General features: G+C 44.4%; 17 protein-coding genes and 1 pseudogene. 6 read left to right on the forward strand and 12 right to left on the reverse strand.

Annotation, left to right across the window (positions count from 1 at the left end):
* Both kefB and kefG read right to left on the reverse strand, forming a co-directional pair.
* Positions 1-1,806 (reverse strand): glutathione-regulated potassium-efflux system protein KefB, encoded by a 1,806-nt coding sequence (kefB, locus tag OCU30_RS10975; RefSeq protein ID WP_077314086.1) that lies wholly within the window; start codon positions 1,804-1,806, stop codon positions 1-3.
* An 8-nt stretch (positions 1,807-1,814) separates the two neighbouring features.
* A complete protein-coding gene (gene kefG, locus OCU30_RS10980; protein WP_077314088.1) occupies positions 1,815-2,375 on the reverse strand; it encodes a glutathione-regulated potassium-efflux system ancillary protein KefG in 561 nt (186 codons plus the stop codon).
* 126 nt (positions 2,376-2,501) lie between these two features.
* On the opposite strand from kefG, the gene OCU30_RS10985 reads away from it, so the two are divergent.
* The 6 genes from OCU30_RS10985 (at position 2,502) to crp (ending at position 8,014) form a co-directional block, all read left to right on the forward strand.
* A complete protein-coding gene (locus OCU30_RS10985) occupies positions 2,502-4,427 on the forward strand; it encodes an ABC transporter ATP-binding protein (protein WP_077314090.1) in 1,926 nt (641 codons plus the stop codon).
* Positions 4,427-4,906, forward strand: coding sequence for a TIGR02444 family protein (locus tag OCU30_RS10990; RefSeq protein WP_077314092.1), 480 nt, complete (start codon positions 4,427-4,429; stop codon positions 4,904-4,906). The genes OCU30_RS10985 and OCU30_RS10990 overlap by 1 nt, the downstream gene beginning before the upstream one ends.
* An 18-nt stretch (positions 4,907-4,924) precedes the next feature.
* A complete protein-coding gene (locus tag OCU30_RS10995; RefSeq protein WP_077314094.1) occupies positions 4,925-5,911 on the forward strand; it encodes a hydrolase in 987 nt (328 codons plus the stop codon).
* Between the two features lie 58 nt (positions 5,912-5,969).
* Positions 5,970-6,176: a YheU family protein gene (locus tag OCU30_RS11000; RefSeq protein ID WP_077314096.1), complete on the forward strand. Its 207-nt coding sequence runs from the start codon at positions 5,970-5,972 to the stop codon at positions 6,174-6,176.
* Between the two features lie 92 nt (positions 6,177-6,268).
* Complete coding sequence (locus OCU30_RS11005) at positions 6,269-7,138, forward strand: phosphoribulokinase (protein WP_077314097.1); 870 nt, start codon at positions 6,269-6,271, stop codon at positions 7,136-7,138.
* A gap of 243 nt (positions 7,139-7,381) precedes the next feature.
* Positions 7,382-8,014, forward strand: a complete 633-nt coding sequence (gene crp / locus OCU30_RS11010; protein ID WP_077314098.1) for a cAMP-activated global transcriptional regulator CRP — start codon at positions 7,382-7,384, stop codon at positions 8,012-8,014.
* A 69-nt stretch (positions 8,015-8,083) separates the two neighbouring features.
* Here crp and OCU30_RS11015 read toward each other — a convergent pair whose 3' ends face one another.
* The 10 genes and pseudogenes from OCU30_RS11015 to OCU30_RS11060 all read right to left on the reverse strand — a co-directional run bounded on the left by OCU30_RS11015 (position 8,084) and on the right by OCU30_RS11060 (position 20,115).
* Positions 8,084-8,881 (reverse strand): DUF1338 domain-containing protein, encoded by a 798-nt coding sequence (locus tag OCU30_RS11015; RefSeq protein ID WP_077314100.1) that lies wholly within the window; start codon positions 8,879-8,881, stop codon positions 8,084-8,086.
* Between the two features lie 45 nt (positions 8,882-8,926).
* Complete coding sequence (gene astD, locus OCU30_RS11020; RefSeq protein ID WP_077314102.1) at positions 8,927-10,390, reverse strand: succinylglutamate-semialdehyde dehydrogenase; 1,464 nt, start codon at positions 10,388-10,390, stop codon at positions 8,927-8,929.
* A gap of 19 nt (positions 10,391-10,409) precedes the next feature.
* Positions 10,410-11,429, reverse strand: a complete 1,020-nt coding sequence (astA, locus tag OCU30_RS11025) for an arginine N-succinyltransferase (protein WP_077314104.1) — start codon at positions 11,427-11,429, stop codon at positions 10,410-10,412.
* A gap of 99 nt (positions 11,430-11,528) precedes the next feature.
* On the reverse strand, positions 11,529-12,740 hold the full coding sequence (locus OCU30_RS11030) for an aspartate aminotransferase family protein (protein WP_077314106.1): 1,212 nt from the start codon (positions 12,738-12,740) through the stop codon (positions 11,529-11,531).
* Between the two features lie 399 nt (positions 12,741-13,139).
* Positions 13,140-13,730: an aminodeoxychorismate/anthranilate synthase component II gene (locus OCU30_RS11035; RefSeq protein WP_205408791.1), complete on the reverse strand. Its 591-nt coding sequence runs from the start codon at positions 13,728-13,730 to the stop codon at positions 13,140-13,142.
* A 115-nt stretch (positions 13,731-13,845) separates the two neighbouring features.
* Positions 13,846-16,383 (reverse strand): annotated as a pseudogene (locus tag OCU30_RS11040) (ExeM/NucH family extracellular endonuclease); the annotation flags it as partial.
* Between the two features lie 229 nt (positions 16,384-16,612).
* The gene (trpS, locus tag OCU30_RS11045; protein WP_077314110.1) at positions 16,613-17,629 is read right to left on the reverse strand and encodes a tryptophan--tRNA ligase; all 1,017 of its coding nucleotides are present in this window, start codon (positions 17,627-17,629) and stop codon (positions 16,613-16,615) included.
* 130 nt (positions 17,630-17,759) lie between these two features.
* Positions 17,760-18,440, reverse strand: a complete 681-nt coding sequence (locus OCU30_RS11050) for a phosphoglycolate phosphatase (protein ID WP_077314112.1) — start codon at positions 18,438-18,440, stop codon at positions 17,760-17,762.
* A gap of 24 nt (positions 18,441-18,464) precedes the next feature.
* The gene (gene rpe / locus OCU30_RS11055; protein WP_077314114.1) at positions 18,465-19,169 is read right to left on the reverse strand and encodes a ribulose-phosphate 3-epimerase; all 705 of its coding nucleotides are present in this window, start codon (positions 19,167-19,169) and stop codon (positions 18,465-18,467) included.
* Between the two features lie 106 nt (positions 19,170-19,275).
* Positions 19,276-20,115: a Dam family site-specific DNA-(adenine-N6)-methyltransferase gene (locus OCU30_RS11060; RefSeq protein WP_077314116.1), complete on the reverse strand. Its 840-nt coding sequence runs from the start codon at positions 20,113-20,115 to the stop codon at positions 19,276-19,278.
* Positions 20,116-20,160: the final 45 nt, after the last annotated feature.

Genomic DNA, 20,160 nt, shown 5'->3' on the forward strand with positions numbered 1-20,160 from the left:
TTACTCCTCATCCCATTGACCAAAAGCGCGGCGATCACTTTCCATTTCTCGCCCAAAAATTTCTTCCAATTCCTTGCGTGCTTCTTTAGCTCGTAATGACAGTTTTTTATCTTCGCCTTGCTGTGGCAATAACTGCGTGAGCATTGCCGTATCCAAGCGTTCAAAATGATTTTCTGCTCGCCTTGCTTGATATGGATGCATACCCAGCGCCACTAGCGCTTTACGACCTAAATCTAACGCACCTAAAAAGGTTTCTCGCGAGTAGCCCGACACATCCAAATTAATCAATTGATATGCCTCTACTCGGCTGCGTGCCCGTGCCAGTATTTTTAAGTTCGGAAAATGTTGTTGGCATAAATTCACGATATTCAGTACTTCTTGTGGCACATCCGTACAAATAACAATCGCTTCGGCTTTATCAGCTCCTGCCGCTCGTAACAGTTCTAAACTCGATGCATCACCATAAAACACCTTATAACCAAACTTACGTAGCAACTTTATCTGGCTGGCATCGCTTTCCAAAACGGTCAATTTAATTTTATTCGCATACAATAACCGGCCAATCACCTGACCAAATCGGCCGAAACCGGCAATAATAACCCGAGGTTCTTTATCTTCTACATCATGCGATAAGTCTTCTCTATCTTGCTGGTTAAGTTGACGAGATAAGCAGTATTGCTGAGCTTTTAAAATCAAGGGTGTCGTCACCATCGATAAACTCACGATCACAAGCAAATAATCGACTTGATCTTGCGACAATAATTTATCCGCTTGGGCCGCGGTAAAAATGACAAACGCAAATTCGCCACCTTGGCTTAAAATAGCGGCCATTTTACTTCTTGAACCCGAACCAATACCGGCCACCCGAGCCAATAGATATAAAATGCCTCCCTTAATCGCTACCAGAGCAATAACACAACCAAGAATCATCCAAGGGTGTACCAGTAACAATCCAAGATCCACGGACATACCAACGGCGATAAAGAACAGACCCAGTAATAACCCTTTAAAAGGCTCAATCGCCACTTCTAACTCGTGGCGAAATTCACTTTCCGCGAGCAACACACCAGCAATGAATGCCCCGAGCGCCATGGATAGACCAATTTGCTCCATCATTAACGCAATGCCGATCACCAACAATAAGGACGCCACCGTGAATAGCTCACGTACTCCAGTCAGTATGATGTAACGAAAAATGGGGTTTAATAAATAATGTCCACCCACCATAAGGCCAACAATGCCCAAGATCATCCACAAACCATCTATCCAACTCCCTCCGGTTACTCCGGCTAGAGCAGGCATCAGCGCCAACATCGGAATCACGGCAATATCTTGGAACAACAAAACAGAAAAACCCGTTTGCCCGGCTTCCGTGCGTGAAAGATCTTGCTCATCAATCACGCGAAGTGCAATGGCCGTCGATGATAATGCGAGCCCCATCCCAATCACTAAACTGGTTCGCCAATCCAGACCTAAGGTATAAGTCAGACTCGAGAGTATGCCGGTGGTTATCACGACTTGCGCTCCGCCGACTCCCAAAATCGGAATCCGCATTCGCCAAAGTTGTTTAGGATTGAGCTCTAATCCGATTAAAAACAATAACAACACCACGCCAAACTCGGCGAAATGCAAAATAGCTTGAACATCTCTAATTAAACCTAAGCCCCAAGGACCAATCGCGACACCTGCTAATAAATAGCCGATAACTGATCCTAGCCCTAATCGCTGCGCCAACGGCACCGCAACCACAGCAGCAGCTAAGAAAATCGAGCCACTTTGTAACAACTCGGTTGTTGATGTTGCCATACGTTCTCCTAACTCAATTCTGGATTATCTAGCCATTGCTTATAATGTTCTGCTTGGTGATAACGCTCAAGGTCCGAAACATTGCGGGCCCAATATAAAACTAAAGGCTCAACCCAATGGGTTTGACACAACGCCGACGTAATTTCAAAAGGTCGTAATAAGTCATGAATGGTAAAGCGGTTATAACCCCGAGTACTAAACGCATCTTCTCGTCCCCCCGTGGTAATGACATGTCGCCAATATTTACCTTTGAGTGCACTATAGTCGCCAAAAGCAAATCCCTTACCTAGCACACAATCAATCCATTCTTTAAGTAATGAGGGACATGAATACATATACAAGGGGTGCTGAAAAACAATCACATCATGAGATAACAGCCGCTGATGCTCAGCGTGGACATCAATAAAAAAATCTGGATATGTGGCGTACAAGTCCACAATGGTGACATGTTCTAACTGACGAGCCTTACGGATTAGTACCTTATTCGCTACCGACTGATCTGGATCTGGATGCGCATATATGATCAGTATTTTTGGTAAGGGTTTTGTCGATAAATGTGGGTCGTTCATATCTGACTCCCTCTCCAGACGTGTTTTCTAAAGTCTTTAGTATCATAACCCAATTTGTATAATGATCGACATTTATCCTGATAACCCCTACTATTCCTTGCGCAATTTCGAGGAAAAGCAACCTATATGATTATCTTCTCAGACATACAGTTACTCCGTGGCGGTAAACCGCTGCTAGACGGTGCATCCGCAACGATTCACCCTGGCGACAAGGTCGGCCTTGTTGGCAAAAACGGCTGTGGTAAATCCACACTATTTGCATTACTCAAAGATGAATTAACCCTCGATGGTGGCAGCTTAAGCCAGCCGACTCAGTGGGAACTCGCTTGGGTTGCACAAGAAACCCCGGCATTAGAGCGTACCGCCCTCGATTATGTGATTGATGGTGACCGCGAGTACCGTCGACTTGAGAAAGATCTCGAACAAGCAAACCTCGAAGATAATGGCAATCTTGTCGCTGAGTTGCATGGCAAGATGGAAACTATCGGAGGCTATAGCATCAATGCGCGTGCTGCCGAGTTATTGGATGGCCTCGGCTTTACCCAAGAAAAAATGCAATGGCATCTCACCCAGTTCTCTGGGGGGTGGCGTATGCGTTTAAACTTAGCACAAGCTCTACTGTGTCGCTCCGATCTACTGCTGCTCGATGAGCCGACCAACCACTTGGATTTAGATGCTGTCATGTGGTTAGAACGCTGGTTACAAAACTACCCAGGCACACTGATCATTATTTCTCACGACCGAGATTTTCTCGACCCGATAGTGAACCGTATCGTGCAGATTGAGAATCACCAACTCAACGAATACACGGGTAACTATTCATCGTTTGAAACTCAACGTGCTCAAAAGCTGCTGCTACAACAAGCCTCATTTGAAAAGCAGCAGAAACAAATGTCGCATATGCAAAGCTATATTGATCGCTTCCGCTATAAAGCATCTAAAGCTCGCCAAGCGCAAAGTCGAATCAAAGCTCTCGAAAAAATGGAAAAAGTGTTACCGGCACAATTTGATAACCCATTTACCTTCGAATTCCGTGAACCACATGCGTTACCAAACCCAATCATTATGATGGATGAAGTTCATGCAGGGTATGGCGATAAACTCATTCTGAAAAATATCCGCTTTAACTTAGTACCCGGAAGTCGCATTGGGCTACTTGGACGTAACGGCGCAGGTAAATCAACCCTCATCAAACTATTATCCGATGATTTATCTCCGCAAGCCGGTAAGCTGAGCTACTCGCAAGGCGTAAAAATTGGTTACTTTGCCCAGCATCAGTTAGAAACGCTTCACCCAGAAGAAACCCCACTACAGCACCTAATGCAAGTGGCGAGTCATCACACAGAACAACAACTGCGTGACTACCTGGGTAGCTTTGGCTTCCAAGGCGAAAAAGCACTCGATCCGGTAGGCCCATTCTCTGGTGGCGAAAAAGCTCGCTTGGTTCTCGCGTTGTTAGTTTGGCAAAAACCCAACTTATTATTACTTGATGAACCAACCAACCACCTTGATTTAGATATGCGCCAAGCTTTAACTATGGCCCTACAAAGTTATGAAGGGGCAATGGTGATTGTCAGCCACGATCGCTACTTACTACGTGCTACGACCGATGATCTTTACCTCGTTCATGATCAGCAAGTCGTGCCATTTGATGGCGATTTAAATGATTACTACAAATGGTTGACCGAACAGCAGAAAATTGATCGCAAAGAAGTGTCAGAAGCGAATAGCACTCCAGATAAAGATACAGGCAACAGCGCTGCGGCCAAAAAAGAGCAAAAGCGCCGCGATGCAGAATTTCGCAAACAAACTGGACCAATTCGCAAAAAGCTGACACAACTCGAAACTAAGCTCGATAAATTGAATGCTCAAATTGCCGCAGCCGAAGAATCGCTTTCAGATGCGCAATTATATGAAGCACAAAATAAAGCCAAACTCACTGATATTCTCGCCAAGCAAGCCACCAGTAAATCCGAACTGGAACAAGTCGAGATGGAGTGGATGATGGAGCAAGAAACCCTCGAAGCGATGGAGCAGGAATATAACCAGTAATGAGTCAACATGCCCGTTTGCCCTTAACACTTGACCAACTTTGGCAATTTAGTTTGCAATACTATAGTGCGCGAGAAATAAAAGAGGCATGTTTACACTTACAAAACCATTTCCATGGTAACGTCAACTTACTTCTTATGCTGAAATGGCTCGATGAAGCCAAGTTGACGTTTGCGCCGCAGGATTGGAGCAAAATAACCCAAAGTTTGGGTAATATAGAGTCGTTGTTACGCGATTACCGCGAACTAAGACGTAAACTCAAAGTACACGTTAGCGACTCTTTATACAAAGAAACCCTGCACTTTGAGCTACAACTTGAAAAACAGCAGCAGACTGCATTGGTGAACTGCATTAATTCGCTCACCCTTACCGATTGTGAACATCCACACCTGGTCGAACAATATTGCCTACAATTGGGAGCAGAACGCTTAGTACGTATTTTTATTCAGCCTGTCTCGTCTCAATCACACAATTTATAACGCAAGGTACTCAATACCATGGATGTTTTTACTCCTGCGATCGGAATGACCAATCCTCATTTGCAAACCATATTACCGCGTTTTTTCCGTCGTAAGCCTTTGTTTACTCCCTACAGAGAAACCATTGATACGCCAGATGCCGATTTTCTCGACCTCGCTTGGAGTGTGGACTATCGCGCTGTCAAACATTCAAAAAAGCCAGTTTTCGTTTTATTCCACGGCCTTGAAGGCAGTTTTGAAAGCCCGTATGCCAATGGTCTCATGCATGCCTTTAAGCAGCAGGGATGGATAGCCGTACTGATGCACTTTCGCGGATGTAGCGGACGACCTAATCGACAAGCCCGCGCTTATCACTCTGGAGAAACCGACGATGCCCGCTTAACTCTGGAGCATGTCAAACGCTTATGTCCTAACCGGCCTATTATTGCAGCTGGCGTCTCTTTGGGCGGCAATATGCTGACAAATTATCTGGCACGCTTTAATCATGATCCTATCGTAAGTGCAGCAACGATTATTTCAGCCCCTCTGGATCTCGCAGCTTGTTCTGAGCGTATTGAACAAGGTGTTTCACGAGTGTATCGCCGCTATTTAATGGACTCATTAAAACGCAATGCATTGCTCAAAATACACTTACTTAAACCGCTTTTAGGTATTGAGAAAAACGACATCAAACAACTACGCCGTTTATCAGATTTTGATGAGCTGATTACCGCCCCGTTGCACGGGTTTGCCAGCGCTAACGACTATTATCAACAATGCTCTGGTATGCAACGTTTAAACGACATCACGGTACCGACGCGTTTTATTCAAGCGAAAGATGACCCATTTATGAATGAATCTGTCATTCCCACGTTTACGCTTCCTAGTCATATCCATTATTGTTTGACAGAGCATGGTGGTCACGTGGGATTTGTCAGTGGTAACTGGCGACAACCTCATTATTGGTTAGAAGAAAGTTTACCTGCCTATTATGCGCACTACCTCCATGAAGAGACATCATCGTAGACTGGAAAAATCCTAACAGCATGACATACTGGCGCGAAACTATTTCAATGAGGATATTATGATCATCCCTTGGCAACAAATTGATGCCGACACACTCGACAATCTCATTCGTGAATTTGTCCTTCGTGAAGGCACAGATTACGGCTCACAAGAAGTAACGTTAGATCAAAAGGTACAACAAGTTAAACAGCAGATTCAATCCGGTGACGCCATGGTGGTGTACTCGGAGTTACATGAAACAGTCGATATAAAACGCGACCTGTAAATCAGGCTCAAGGACAGAGCGTTATTCCGTGCTATAGTAAATCCACCACGACTCATTCGTTTTAGTCAGGAATCATTAAGACAAGGTTTGTCATGTCAGCGAAACATCCCATTATTGCAGTCACTGGCTCCTCTGGAGCTGGAACTACCACCACATCAGAAGCATTTCGTAAAATGTTTAATATGATGTCGGTCAAACCCGCTTGGGTCGAAGGCGACAGTTTTCATCGTTATACCCGACCAGAAATGGATGTGGCGATCCGTAAAGCACGAGAGCAAGGGCGTCATATTAGTTATTTTGGCCCACAAGCTAATGACTTTGCTTCACTCGGCGAGTTTTTCCGTCAATATGGCAAAGATGGTTCGGGGAAAATTCGTCGCTACCTACACAGCTTTGATGAAGCCGTCCCTTATAACCAAATGCCAGGTACATTCACTCCATGGCAAGACATACCAGAGCAAACCGATGTCCTATTTTATGAGGGCTTACATGGTGGTGTTGTCGATGGCGATATTAATGTTGCCCAGCATGTCGATTTTCTGATCGGTATGGTTCCGATAGTGAACTTGGAATGGATTCAAAAATACGTCCGAGACACTCGTGACCGTGGCCATTCGCGCGAAGCAGTCATGGACTCCATCGTTCGCTCTATGGACGATTACCTCAACTATATTACGCCACAGTTTTCTCGCACTCACATCAACTTTCAACGCGTCCCCACCGTTGATACTTCCAACCCGCTCAATGCCAAAGGGATTCCGAGTTTAGATGAAAGTTTTGTGGTGATTCGTCTGCGTGGTATCAAAAATGTCGACTTTCCATATCTACTTTCTATGATTGATGGTTCATTTATGTCTAGGCATAATACGATTGTTGTTCCAGGTGGAAAAATGAGTTTCGCAATGGAGCTAATTGTGCGTCCAATCCTGCAACAACTCATCGAAAGCGGAAAAATTGGGTAATTGATTACACGTAAATGTCGCTTACTTTTCATACCGTGATCATAAGCACATTTTTGCGCAGTAAATCCCTCTTTGTAAGCGATTTAAATCAAGAAATTCCGCGTGAAAAAGGATACTATTTCATAACGGAAACAAAGAAAACTTGCGGTGAATCCAAACTCTTCTTATTCTGGGAAGTCATGAGGCTTCGCTAAATTAAATATGGATAGCGGCAAGCGTACCCTGCAGAGGAAGTGAGATATTATGGTTCTAGGTAAACCTCAAACCGACCCAACTTTAGAGTGGTTTCTTTCACATTGTCACATTCATAAGTACCCTTCTAAAAGCACGCTAATTCATGCGGGCGAGAAGGCTGAAACATTGTACTACATTGTGAAAGGCTCAGTGGCGGTATTGATTAAAGATGAAGAAGGCAAGGAGATGATCCTTTCCTACTTGAACCAAGGTGACTTTATTGGTGAACTTGGTCTTTTTGAGGAAGGACAGGAACGTACCGCTTGGGTTCGTGCTAAGTCACCTTGTGAAGTGGCTGAAATTTCATTCAAGAAATTCCGTCAGTTAATTCAGGTTAACCCTGATATTCTGATGCGTCTCTCTGGTCAAATGGCAAGTCGTCTTCAAGTTACAAGTCAAAAGGTCGGTGATCTTGCCTTCCTAGACGTGACGGGTCGTATTGCTCAAACGCTATTAAACCTAGCGAAACAACCAGATGCAATGACTCACCCAGACGGTATGCAAATCAAGATTACGCGCCAAGAGATCGGCCAAATCGTTGGTTGCTCTCGCGAAACAGTGGGCCGTATATTAAAAATGCTAGAAGAGCAGAACTTGATTTCTGCCCACGGTAAAACCATTGTTGTTTACGGTACACGTTAAGTTTTAACGTCGTTCGTATCTCCCAAAACCACCGCACCTACACGGTGGTTTTTTATGCCTAATCCATGGCTATTGTTGTCTATCCGTACTTTCAAATATTTTATCGGCATTCGCCGCAACGAAACCTTGATAAAGCTCACCATCTTGTTGCGGATAACGTTTAGCAAACTCATAAAACCCACCGGGGATGGTCGCGTCCATATCCGCAAAGATGACGGCTACGTCATCGGCCATGGTGGAGGACTGCTCAAGTAAAACTTGTGGTGTCCCTTTAACCACGCCTCCCGCCTCATTGAGTATAAAACCGGATTGTTTGAGATATTCATTGACCGCTTCCACACTCGTGAAGCGCTTAAGCTGATTAACACTTACCGTAAAGTGATTGGCACCGTAACCATGGGCGGCCACCCATGCGGCGTACTCACTCTCTTGCGCAAGCTCAAAATATTCAGAATAGGTCACATCCCACGGCCGACCTTGCCACAACAGATCAGGAGTCGACCACGGTAGGTCATCAATCTGTCGAATTAACTTGGCGACAATGTTTTGCAGCGCAGGACTGCATTCCTCAACCAGTAATTCACTAATAAACACTTTAGGACGTGTGGGATCAGGATGACGTAGATACTTCGCATACAGATGCTTAGATTCAAAATGGTACTCACCTTCTGCTTGATAACCTAATTGAATAAAAGGCTGTGCTAATACATCTAACCCAATATCACGATACGCAAACGTACGTAGCGCAATATGATCGTTAATTAATTGCGAATCTTCCTGCAGCAATGCATGCACTTTTGATGCTGAAGGACATAATCGCTCAGTATAATCTTTCCATAGCGCCTCAAATACGTCATGAATATGCATGATGCTTTCTCCTCTTCATATCAACTTATTAAATCGATACTGGTATTAATCACTAAAATGTAAGCCAGGACTCAGTTGTTCCGGTAGTAAAGTGTGAGTCCCTTCCATCGATGCCATCGGGTAAGCACAATAATCGGCGGCATAGTAAGCACTTGGCCGTAGGTTACCCGAATCACCAGGACCACCAAATGGCGCATCACTGCTGGCCCCCGTCAATGGACGGTTACGGTTCACAATCCCCGCACGAATATGGTCAATAAAGTATGCCCATTCGCTATCATCGGTAGAGATTAAACCTGCAGATAAACCAAACCGAGTGTCATTAGCTAGCTCAACGGCTTGTTCAAAGGTTTGATAACGAATAACTTGTAGAAGAGGACCAAAATATTCTTCATCCGGTAAATCAGCAATCACGCTGACATCAATAATTCCCGGAGAAACAAAAGCATGCTGGCCCTGTTGGGCTTCAAGTAATGAGTAGCCACCCAAAGATTGCAAATGAGCTTGTGCTTGTAGAATACACTTAGCGGCAGATTCGGAGATCAGCGTCCCCATAAATGGGGCGGGCTCAGCGAAAGGTGTCCCCATTACAATACGTTGTGTAATATCAACTAACCGCTCTAACAAACGGTCGCCTTGCTCTCCTTCAGGAATCAACAGCCGACGCGCACAGGTACAACGCTGACCTGCACTCAAAAATGCTGATTGGACAATGGTATATACGCTAGCATCGAGATCGCCATACTGTTCAGAGACGACTAAAGGATTATTCCCCCCCATTTCTAGAGCTAACATTTTTCCTGGCTGCCCAGCAAACTGCTGATGTAATAATTGCCCGGTCTGGGCACTTCCAGTAAATAAGAGTCCATCAATCTCTTTCGATTGCGACAGTGCTATACCGGTGTCCTTAGCCCCCTGCACAAGATTGAGAACCCCTTCAGGTAAGCCAGCTTGCTGCCATAAACGCACCATGACTTCACCACTTAAGGGAGTTTGCTCGGAAGGTTTAAATACAACGGTGTTACCTGCTAATAACGCAGGAATAATATGACCATTCGGTAAGTGACAAGGGAAATTATACGGACCAAATACCGCCATAACGCCAAGTGGTCTATGACGTAATACAACCTGACTGCCATTCACTGACCGCGCTCGCTCTCCTGTCCTTTCATGAAACGCCTGCGCGGAGATTGAGGCTTTACCGATCATGGCTGCCACTTCAGTGCGAGTTTCCCAGATGGGCTTACCTGTTTCTTTTGCAATCGTTTCGGCGATCCGTTCTTTATTACGCTTAACTTCTTCAATAAACGCACTGACATATGCCTCACGCTGAGCAAACGTGTATTGTCGCCACTCCAGCAACGCCAAACGTGCCGCTTTAACGGCTGACTCCACTTGCTGGGTAGTCGCGCTGCTGCCTTGCCATAATAGGCTCGCATCATAAGGTGTCATCGAGCACAATGCGTCTCCTTTCCCTTTTACCCATACTCCTGCAATCCAATGTGTCATGGTGTCATTCCTTATTGAGCTAACATGCCAATATGCGCACCCGATCCCCCGTAGTCACGAGCAATGCCTGAGCAACATCAGGCGCGATAATGACGCTTTGGTTCTCTACATTGACAGCCGCTTTGGCCGCTGTCGCTCGAAAACATTGAAATTCCGTATTAGTCAGCAAGTAATCCCGACAACTGGTATGGTCAGCTATTTCTACCGAGTAGCACTGCGATAGCCGCACTGACTCTATATGGTCACGATCACACTCGACCGTTGGGCCGCCATCAAAAATATCGATATAGTTTCGACATACAAACCCTTCTTGCTCTAATAAGCGTAATGCAGGCTTTGTATTCTCATGAACCTTACCAATGACCGCTTGTGCTTCGGGACTCAATAAATTGACGTAGATAGGGAGCTTGGGCATGAGATCGGCAATAAAACCTTTTTTACCTGTGCCGGTAAGATAATCAGCCATGGTGAAATCAATAGAAAAGAAGTGCTGCTGTAGCCACTGCCAAAATGGTGAATGCCCATCAGCATTTGAAACACCACGCATTTCCGCAAAAATAGTACGCGAAAAGCGTTCAGGATGTTCTGCCAACATCAGTAATCGGCATTTAGATAATAGACGACCATTCAAGCCGCCACGAAATTGAGGACGCAGAAATAACGTACATATTTCAGAACACCCAGTATAATTATTCCCAAAAGTTAGCAATTTAACGATATTTTTTACGTTTAAGCGCCGTGAAGAATGCACAATGGTGCTGATATGATAAGAGTAAAAAGGCACATCCCAACCAACTGCTGCTTCAATGCCTGTCGTACCAGCGACTTCTCCCGTTACCGAGTCAACACCAACCATCAGATATCCTTCATCGCCGGGCTCATTAACCGACGCTTTAGCGAAACTGTTTTCAGAGTGTTGAATACGATTTTTTAGCAAAACTTCATTAACTGGCAGTGAGGTAAAACCATGACCTGACTCAACCGCACACCGATGGAGTGCTTCATAATCTGACATTGCGATAGGGCGAATCACTAGCATCAACTTTCCCTCCAGATGCTAAGGGCCCATATCGGGCCCTACTGCGTTTATCACCACACACTCTGCACATTGCGCATTTTACGAGGTGGTAATACCCACTCACACTAGCGTGGCAATTGCTTTATCTAGGCGAGCTAAACCTTCTTCAATATCTTGCTCAGGGATCACCAGTGATGGCGTTAAACGCACCACGTTAGCCCCAGCAACCAATAACATTAAACCGTGTTTCCCGGCGGCGACTAAAATGTCACGAGCGCGCCCTTGCCAAGCTTCATTCAGTTCGGCTCCCACTAACAAACCTTTACCGCGGATATCACTAAAAATATGATATTTTTGATTTAAACGCTCTAAACCCGCCTTAAATAAGACTTCACGCTCTTTGATTCCTGCTAAAGTCTCTGGCTGGGTAATAATATCTAGCGCCGCATTAGCCACCGCACAACCGAGTGGGTTGCCTCCGTAGGTAGAACCGTGCACTCCCACTTTAAAGTGGCTCGCGATAGCGGTCGTGGTCAGCATGGCACCAATTGGGAACCCTGCGCCTAATGATTTAGCGGTACTCAAAATATCGGGAGTAACACCTAACCCTTGATACGCATACAAGTCGCCAGTGCGGCCATTGCCTGTTTGTACTTCATCAAAAATAAGTAAGGCATTATGCTCATCACATAATTGGCGGACTTGCTGAACAAACTCAGGGTCTGGCGATACAATCCCACCCTCACCTTGTAATGGTTCCATCATCACGGCACAGGTGTTATCAGAAAGGTGAGCTTTTAGCGCATCAATATCATTGTATGGAATGTGTGTCACATCTGCTGGTTTAGGCCCAAAACCATCAGAGTATGACGTTTGCCCACCGACTGTAACCGTGAAAAATGTTCGACCATGAAAACCTTGGACGAAAGCTAAAATTTCCGTCTTTTCTGCTCCATATACATCAGCGGCATAACGACGTGCTAGCTTGAGCGCCGCTTCGTTGGCTTCTGCGCCAGAGTTAGCAAAAAACACTTTTTCAGCAAAGGTGTGTTCCACTAGTTTGCTCGCTAAACGTAACGCAGGCTCATTGGTCATCACATTACTAAGATGCCATAATTTTTTGCTTTGCTCCGTTAACGCCTCTACCATCGCCGGGTGGCAATGACCTAAGCAACTCACCGCAATGCCACCTGCAAAATCAATATATTCTTTACCTTCTTGATCCCATACTCGAGAGCCTTTGCCTTCCACAGGAACAAACTCCATCGGACTATAACAAGGCACCATCACATCATCGAATACACTACGATCTACTTTCATTTCCGTTGTCATTGCACATCCCCTTAAGGTACACATGCGGCATCATGAACAATTACTTATATTTTAGACTACACATAAGATTTCACATGGTGCTCAAGAACTATCCACATTGTATTGATAAAATTTTTCTATTTTCAATAGTTGCTTCTGCTGTAATCTCAAAAGCTTCGTTGTATACCTTAACTACTTTTGATTATTTATGCATTTAAAATAAAAATTTATTTACCCAATTTTCAAGATGCACTTAGAATCATTAGGTTTTTAATTAAATAGCAGGGCTTGAAGTGAATAGTGGAAAATATTGCGCATAATTGTTCATTTCCAATCACACGCAAAAATACCCTTAGAAATAGAGTGAGAAGTGATCTCAAACAGCGTTGCACTGTGAGTTAGTCATCGGGTGAGTCGCGACTAGCGATCTAAAAAGTTTTGCAACAACTCATGTCCTTGCTGAGTTTTAATTGACTCAGGATGAAACTGTACCGCCTCAACGGCTAACGTTCGATGTTGGAATCCCATAATTTCATCACACTCCCCACTGTTACTTTCAGTCCAAGCGGTTAACTCAAAGCACTCGGGTAGCGATGTTTTATCCACTATCAGTGAGTGATAGCGTGTCACAGTCAATGGATTGGCTAAGCCACGAAATACACTGGTTGCGTTGTGACGAATCGGCGATGTCTTACCATGCATTACCGCTTTAGCCCGTACCACATGACCACCAAAAGCCTGCGCTATCGCTTGATGCCCCAAACACACGCCTAATATCGGAATTCGCCCTGAAAAATGCTCAATCACTTGTAGCGAAATACCAGCATCGTTTGGCGTGCCAGGACCAGGCGAAATGACCAAATGCGTCGGTGACAAGGCCTCTATGTCATCAAGAGTCACTGCATCATTGCGTTTGACTTGAACGTCTACACCCAACTCGCAAAAGTACTGATAAAGGTTATAAGTAAAAGAGTCATAGTTATCGATAATTAACAGCACTGGTTTTTCCATGATGGCTATATTGTCATTGCGAGTATTGTGCCGCAGACAATAAGAAAGGCAAGCCTATGACTTGCCTTTCTTTATTCTGAGAGTGGCCTTCTGATACAGACTACTCTTGGAAACGTAACTCCAGCACGGCAGGGTTATGATCCGAGGCGCGGAACTGGTCACCATAATGAGGAAAGTCATCTGCTTTATTGTCATCGGTATAATCAAATAACGTCGATTCGTCCGCATTAATATGCCATTCATTCGCTCCAACAACCCGAGATTTTAAGTCAGGACTAATCAGTATGTGATCCAGCGTACCCACAGTATTGTTATAGGAATAGCTCCAACTTTTCGGATGATACATCGGCACGGCGTTCAAGTATCCATAACTGTGAGTAATCGTTGCACCTGCATCACCAAATTGCTGCTGGCCAGCAATGTAAGTATTACGTGCGGCATGAATCTTTTTATCATACTTGTCTTGTGAGTAGTCGGTTAAAACTAAAATTGGGTCCTCTTTCGCATAAGAGTTCATATCGCCCAAAACGACTTTGTAGCCATCTATGTTTTGCAAAGCATCACCCAGTGCTACCGCTGCCGCTACGCGAAAATTCTCACAGGAACCTTGTTGATCCGGATCGCTCCCCGCTTGACCACCGTCACTCACGGGAGCATTATCTTCCCAGCACTTCGAGCCTTTCGACTTAAAATGATTCACCGCGACGGTCAGAACATCCCCACTGTTAATCACTCGAAATGTCGGCGCTAATGAATCACGCTGCTGATGATGCCCATTATCAATAACGTTACCATCACTATCACGGATAGATGGGGCATTTTGCTCTGGCATCGCAATCACACGGGTTGTCTGTAATGACACTTTGTGTGGTCGATATATCACACCAACCGCAATCGCATCCGTTCCAACGGAATCATTTTCATCGGCCACTCCATCTTGATTTGAGTCAACACGTACAAAGTCGTATTGATCGTAATCCGATTGACGTAAATTCAGTTGTGTAACCAGTTGACGTATAGCTGCGCCATCTCCAAACCCGTTATTTTCAATTTCCATTAAGCCGACAATATCAGCATCAAGATGATCCAATGCTGTCACTATTTTTTCTTGTTGTCGCTCAAATTCACGATAACTCTCTGCCCCACGATTACTGCCAAACTGGTTAGGATCACCATTAAATGGCGAGGTGAAATAATTAAGTACATTAAACGAGGCAATTCTTACATCTCCCTTGCCAACCTGAGGAGAATCGGTTCGCGGCGTGTTATGGGTAATGTCTTGCTCACTGATGATGTTATTGACTAATAGACGATAATTCGAATAACTATAAGTAATCACCCCCTCTAAATTCGCAATCGTATCGTTTATGCGTAAATAATCATCCGCCGAACCATCTTGGTCACGATCAACTCGTGCAAAATCTGGATAGTAAGGAATGTCACCACCAGAAGCTTGATTATCGGTTTCAATCACTAATGTCCGCTGTTGATTAGCTCGCTGTGTAGCTTGACTTTGCTCACTCGCAGCAGGGTAAAATTGATTGGGATGATAATTGACTTGCCCTTGCGCTAATACCATATTATTGCGATACGCGTCGTAATCGAAACCAAATGTACGTGTAATTCTCATATCCAAAGACATCGGCAAGCGCACTAACATGCCCTCATAACGTTCAAGAGTCTCTGCAAATGACTTATCACTGGAATCAACTTCAATATCTTGTGCTTGTGGGACTTGCTGGTGCCCAAGGACTTTCCAGTTTTGGTCATTAGGCACTAACTGGGTCAGTTGGTAGTACTCTTGAACAATGCCTTGTACACAAACCACATCGCCTGGTTGCAGGTTAGATTGAGACTGGTTGGTAAACACAAAGACCCCTTCAGAGGTATGAATATCGCTATCGGCTTGCAGCGATTGTAGATAAAAGCCTTTAGTAAGCCCATAAGTTACCGCGCTCACGACCCCTTTAACATAGTAGGAATCTGGCGATTGATTCGCGCCCCTAGGCACTAAAGGAGAGCGTGAACCAGAGCCTTGAATGTCATAAATAGGTGTAAAATCGGGATCTTGACCATTGGGTAAAGTGCAGGTAAATCCGCTTTCCGAGCTGGAATCATCATCAGTGGCAGGGGCCCACTCCCCTAAACCAGAAAAATCATCGGTCGCATATTCTTGCCATTGTTCTGGTTGATATTCTTCGCTTGCCTGCGAGGTTTCGCGGCGTATAAGCGTCACATCTTTACCCCAGTAAGCCGTACTCCCTACGACACCAATCACATCATGTAATGCACCATTAAAAAATAATCCAATCGGATCATTGCCATTAAACCCCGTGATAGCGCTTCCAGTAATATCGGCTTGGCTTAATAGGCTCTCTTCCGCTCGGCTATTCACTATGACCAAGGTTTGCTCAGAAGCAAGCTGATAACCATCGAGTGGTAAGGATACGCCCCAAGTAGTCGCACCATTGGTTGATTTTTTCAGCGTATAGCCGTCTAGGCTGACGGGCTCGGCGCCAGTATTCACGATCTCTAACGCTTTGTTATACCCGCTGCCTTCTATATATTCTGAGATGAGAACATCCGCCTGAACATAGCTGGTAAACATGGCGCCCAACCAAGCACATATAATTAATTTAGTTCGCTGATTCATTCTCATCTTTTCCTAAGTATAAGTAAGCGCATTTCTATGCATATGATACCTTGTCATGGTAAGACATTGACTTATAAGCGACCTATCAATTTTTAATAAATACATCTTTCCTTCCAGAATCCAATGTAAGGAATGCATCACATCGCACAATATTCTCGATCATCAGATAAAAAAAACCCCAGTTCATAAACTGAGGCTTTATTTAAAGTCTTTGTTTTAAATAAATATCTTATGGTCGTGTTACGAAGCCAACCGCTTCCTGTACTTTGACTAAAGTCTTATGCGCTTTTTCAGAAGCTTTTTGAGCACCTTCACGCATAACGCTATCTAGATACGCACGATCTTCACGAATACGATGGTATTCGGCCTGCACAGGAGCCAACATTTCAACCAGCGCATTACCGACGTCTTTCTTAAATGGACCATACATTTCGACGCCTTCGTATTCTGCTTCAATTTCTGCAAAAGTTTTACCTGTCGCAGCAGAATACAGCCCCATCAAATTCGAAATACCGGCTTTATTTTCAATATCATGGGCAATACGTGGTGGCGTTTGGGCATCCGTTTGCGCTTTATTAATTTTCTTAATGATCGATTTCGGCTCTTCAAGCAACGTTATCACGTTCTTACGATTATCGTCTGACTTAGACATTTTCTTAGTCGCATCTTGCAGGCTCATCACTCGCGCATTGACTTGCGCAATATGCGGCTCTGGTACAGTGAACAACGGGCTTTCTGGGCTATACACATTATTAAAACGCGTCGCAATATCACGGGCTAATTCAAGGTGCTGTTTTTGGTCACTACCAACTGGTACTTGATGAGCGCCATATAACAAGATATCAGCAGCCATTAATACTGGATAATCAAACAAGCCGACATTCACATCATTCGCGTAACGAGCCGATTTATCTTTAAATTGGGTCATACGGTTAAGCTCGCCCATTTGCGTGTAGCAATTCAAAATCCAGGCAAGTTGCGCATGTTCAGGCACATGGGATTGCACAAATAGTGTGCTTTTCTTTGGATCAACACCCACCGCAAGGCAAATCGCGAGCGCATCTAAAGTGGCCTCACGCAGTGCCTGTGGATCTTGGCGAACCGTAATCGCATGCAAATCTACAACACAATATTGGCAATCATAATCATCTTGCATTTGCTGCCACTGACGTAGCGCACCCAAATAATTACCGATACTAAGTTCACCTGACGGTTGAACACCACTCAATACGATGGGCTTGCTCATGAGAATGATTTCCTTGTTACCAAATAAGAGAAAAAGAGACGATAAAAATAATAAAACCGTATGGCATAGAATCCATACGGTCATCCAGTGTACTCACTGGCGAGTATTTTACTAGGGGTAAAGTATAAAATTACTCAGCTAGATTAACAATCTTCAATAGCTCACTAACATTATCAGCGACATATGTTGGTTGTGATTGCTCAATTGGCTCTCCATGGTTATAACCATAAGTTAAACCAAACGATGCACAGCCGGCATTTTTAGCCGCCAAAATATCATTTTTAGAATCACCAACCATGAGCATTTGCTCTGGGCTCACTTGGTACTTCTCAAGCAAATAATTCAGTGGCATTGGATTAGGCTTTTTCTCTGTAAAGGCATCACCGCCTAGAACATCAGAAAAGAAACCATCAATCTCATGTTGCGCCAAAATGTCAGGGACAAACTGCGATGGTTTATTCGTCACCACCGCTAAAACATAGCCTGCTTGGTGTAACGTATTTAATGTGTCACGTACATTTGGATACAAGTGACTATTTTTATGGCCGGTTTTACCATAGTTATCATCAAACATAACCCGAGCTCGCTTGAGCAATTCTGGGCTAAGTTCTGCGGAAACTTGCATACTTTGACTGAGCGCCCGTCCAATCAATAAATCGGCACCATTGCCCACATAATCTCGTACTTGCTCTTCTGCAACACTAGAAAAGCCTAAGGCTTGTACAGTTTGGTCCGCCGCAACGGCTAAATCTGGCACGCTGTCTAAAAGAGTGCCATCGAGATCAAAGGCTATTAACTTAATCGTCACAATATTTATCCTACAACTTAATGGATGTTAAGAACGCTCTGGTAACACGTTTTGCTTACACTTAGGCACATGCGCTAACTCATCACGCATTGCTTTAATCACCGCATCATAATCGGGTTGACCAAAGATAGCGGAACCGGCAACAAATACATCAGCGCCAGCTTCAGCAATTTCTCGAATGTTATCCACTTTTACACCACCATCAATTTCTAAACGAATATCATGACCGCTATGGATAATGCGCTGACGTACGGCACGCAGCTTATCAAGAGTATGAGGGATAAACGACTGCCCACCGAAACCAGGATTCACCGACATTAATAAAATCATATCGAGTTTATCCATTATATGATCAAGATAATGTAACGGTGTGCCGGGATTGATGACTACGCCAGCTTTACAGCCCTGCTCTTTAATCAGCTGTAAAGTTCGATCGACGTGCTCAGAAGCCTCGACATGAAAGGTGATCATCGAAGCACCAGCTTTAGCAAAATCAGGGATAATGCGATCGACCGGTTTCACCATTAAATGAACGTCAATCGGAGCAGTAATGCCGTAATCACGCAGGGCTTTACATAACGGAGCGCCGAAAGTCAGGTTGGGAACGTAATGGTTATCCATAACATCAAAGTGGATAACATCAGCTCCTGCAGCAAGAACCCTTTCGACATCCTCACCTAATCGGGCTAAATCAGCAGATAAGATGGATGGAGCAATAATGAAATCTTTCATTCTTAACCTCTCGAGCAATCATGCACGCGTACCAATCAATGTCAGATCATTCTACATAAGGCAGAGGGAAGATCCTAGTCAAACGCGTGCGACTCTTATAAGGCGATTATTTTTGCGATTTTTTAACCGCTGATATATCGAATAATGCGAGCAATTCATCGACTTTATTACGCCCACCGCCGTTCCGGCTGATCGTGCGCTTAACCTTGACGACATCAAGGTGCGCACCATGATACAGACGACGTGTTAGTAAAGTATCATGATTCGATATTAAGACTGGTATACCGCGCTCAATCGAAGTCCGCTCGGCAACATCGGCCAGCTTCGCTTGATCATCAAGTGTAAAACCATTACCAGAATATGAGGTAAAGTTTGCTGTCGTCGATAATGGCGCATACGGGGGATCGCAATACACCACACTGTTATCTGCCGCTTGAGCAAACGTGTTTTCATACGTGGTGCAAACAAACTCGGCTTGTTGCGCTTTTTCAGCAAAAAACCACAGTTCTTTTTCAGGAAAGTACGGTTTTTTATACGAACCAAACGGGACATTGAATCCCCCTTTTTTGTTATAACGGCATAAGCCATTAAAACCAAAACGGTTCATATATAAAAAGGCTAACGAACGATAAAAGATATCATTCGTGCCATTAAAAGTTTGGCGTACATCTAGGTAGGCTTCTTTGCGATTGTTTTCAGGCACAAACCATCGTCTGGCCTCCGCTATATAGCGATCAGGCTCAGTTTTTATCAGGTTATATAGATTGATCAAGTCCGGATTGATATCGGCTAACAGATAATGTTGATAATCGGTATTCAGGAAAATCGATCCTGCCCCAACAAAAGGTTCCACTAACTGATCTGCCTCTGGTAGGTTACGTTGAATATCTTCTACCAAACCAAATTTACCACCAGCCCACTTCAGAAAGGCACGCTGCTTTTTCATCTACTGCTCTAATTCAATCGCCACCAAATAAGGTGGCGGAATGTA

It is taken from the genome of Vibrio palustris, from assembly GCF_024346995.1.
GTDB classification, from domain to species: Bacteria; Pseudomonadota; Gammaproteobacteria; order Enterobacterales; family Vibrionaceae; genus Vibrio; species Vibrio palustris.

Bases quoted from the DNA above. Each gene is read 5' to 3' on its own strand.
- kefB (WP_077314086.1), bottom strand. From the start codon at position 1,806: ATGGCAACATCAACAACCGAGTTGTTACAAAGTGGCTCGATTTTCTTA.
- kefG (WP_077314088.1), bottom strand. From the start codon at position 2,375: ATGAACGACCCACATTTATCGACAAAACCCTTACCAAAAATACTGATC.
- OCU30_RS10985 (WP_077314090.1), top strand. From the start codon at position 2,502: ATGATTATCTTCTCAGACATACAGTTACTCCGTGGCGGTAAACCGCTG.
- OCU30_RS10990 (WP_077314092.1), top strand. From the start codon at position 4,427: ATGAGTCAACATGCCCGTTTGCCCTTAACACTTGACCAACTTTGGCAA.
- OCU30_RS10995 (WP_077314094.1), top strand. From the start codon at position 4,925: ATGGATGTTTTTACTCCTGCGATCGGAATGACCAATCCTCATTTGCAA.
- OCU30_RS11000 (WP_077314096.1), top strand. From the start codon at position 5,970: ATGATCATCCCTTGGCAACAAATTGATGCCGACACACTCGACAATCTC.
- OCU30_RS11005 (WP_077314097.1), top strand. From the start codon at position 6,269: ATGTCAGCGAAACATCCCATTATTGCAGTCACTGGCTCCTCTGGAGCT.
- crp (WP_077314098.1), top strand. From the start codon at position 7,382: ATGGTTCTAGGTAAACCTCAAACCGACCCAACTTTAGAGTGGTTTCTT.
- OCU30_RS11015 (WP_077314100.1), bottom strand. From the start codon at position 8,881: ATGCATATTCATGACGTATTTGAGGCGCTATGGAAAGATTATACTGAG.
- astD (WP_077314102.1), bottom strand. From the start codon at position 10,390: ATGACACATTGGATTGCAGGAGTATGGGTAAAAGGGAAAGGAGACGCA.
- astA (WP_077314104.1), bottom strand. From the start codon at position 11,429: ATGCTAGTGATTCGCCCTATCGCAATGTCAGATTATGAAGCACTCCAT.
- OCU30_RS11030 (WP_077314106.1), bottom strand. From the start codon at position 12,740: ATGACAACGGAAATGAAAGTAGATCGTAGTGTATTCGATGATGTGATG.
- OCU30_RS11035 (WP_205408791.1), bottom strand. From the start codon at position 13,730: ATGGAAAAACCAGTGCTGTTAATTATCGATAACTATGACTCTTTTACT.
- trpS (WP_077314110.1), bottom strand. From the start codon at position 17,629: ATGAGCAAGCCCATCGTATTGAGTGGTGTTCAACCGTCAGGTGAACTT.
- rpe (WP_077314114.1), bottom strand. From the start codon at position 19,169: ATGAAAGATTTCATTATTGCTCCATCCATCTTATCTGCTGATTTAGCC.
- OCU30_RS11060 (WP_077314116.1), bottom strand. From the start codon at position 20,115: ATGAAAAAGCAGCGTGCCTTTCTGAAGTGGGCTGGTGGTAAATTTGGT.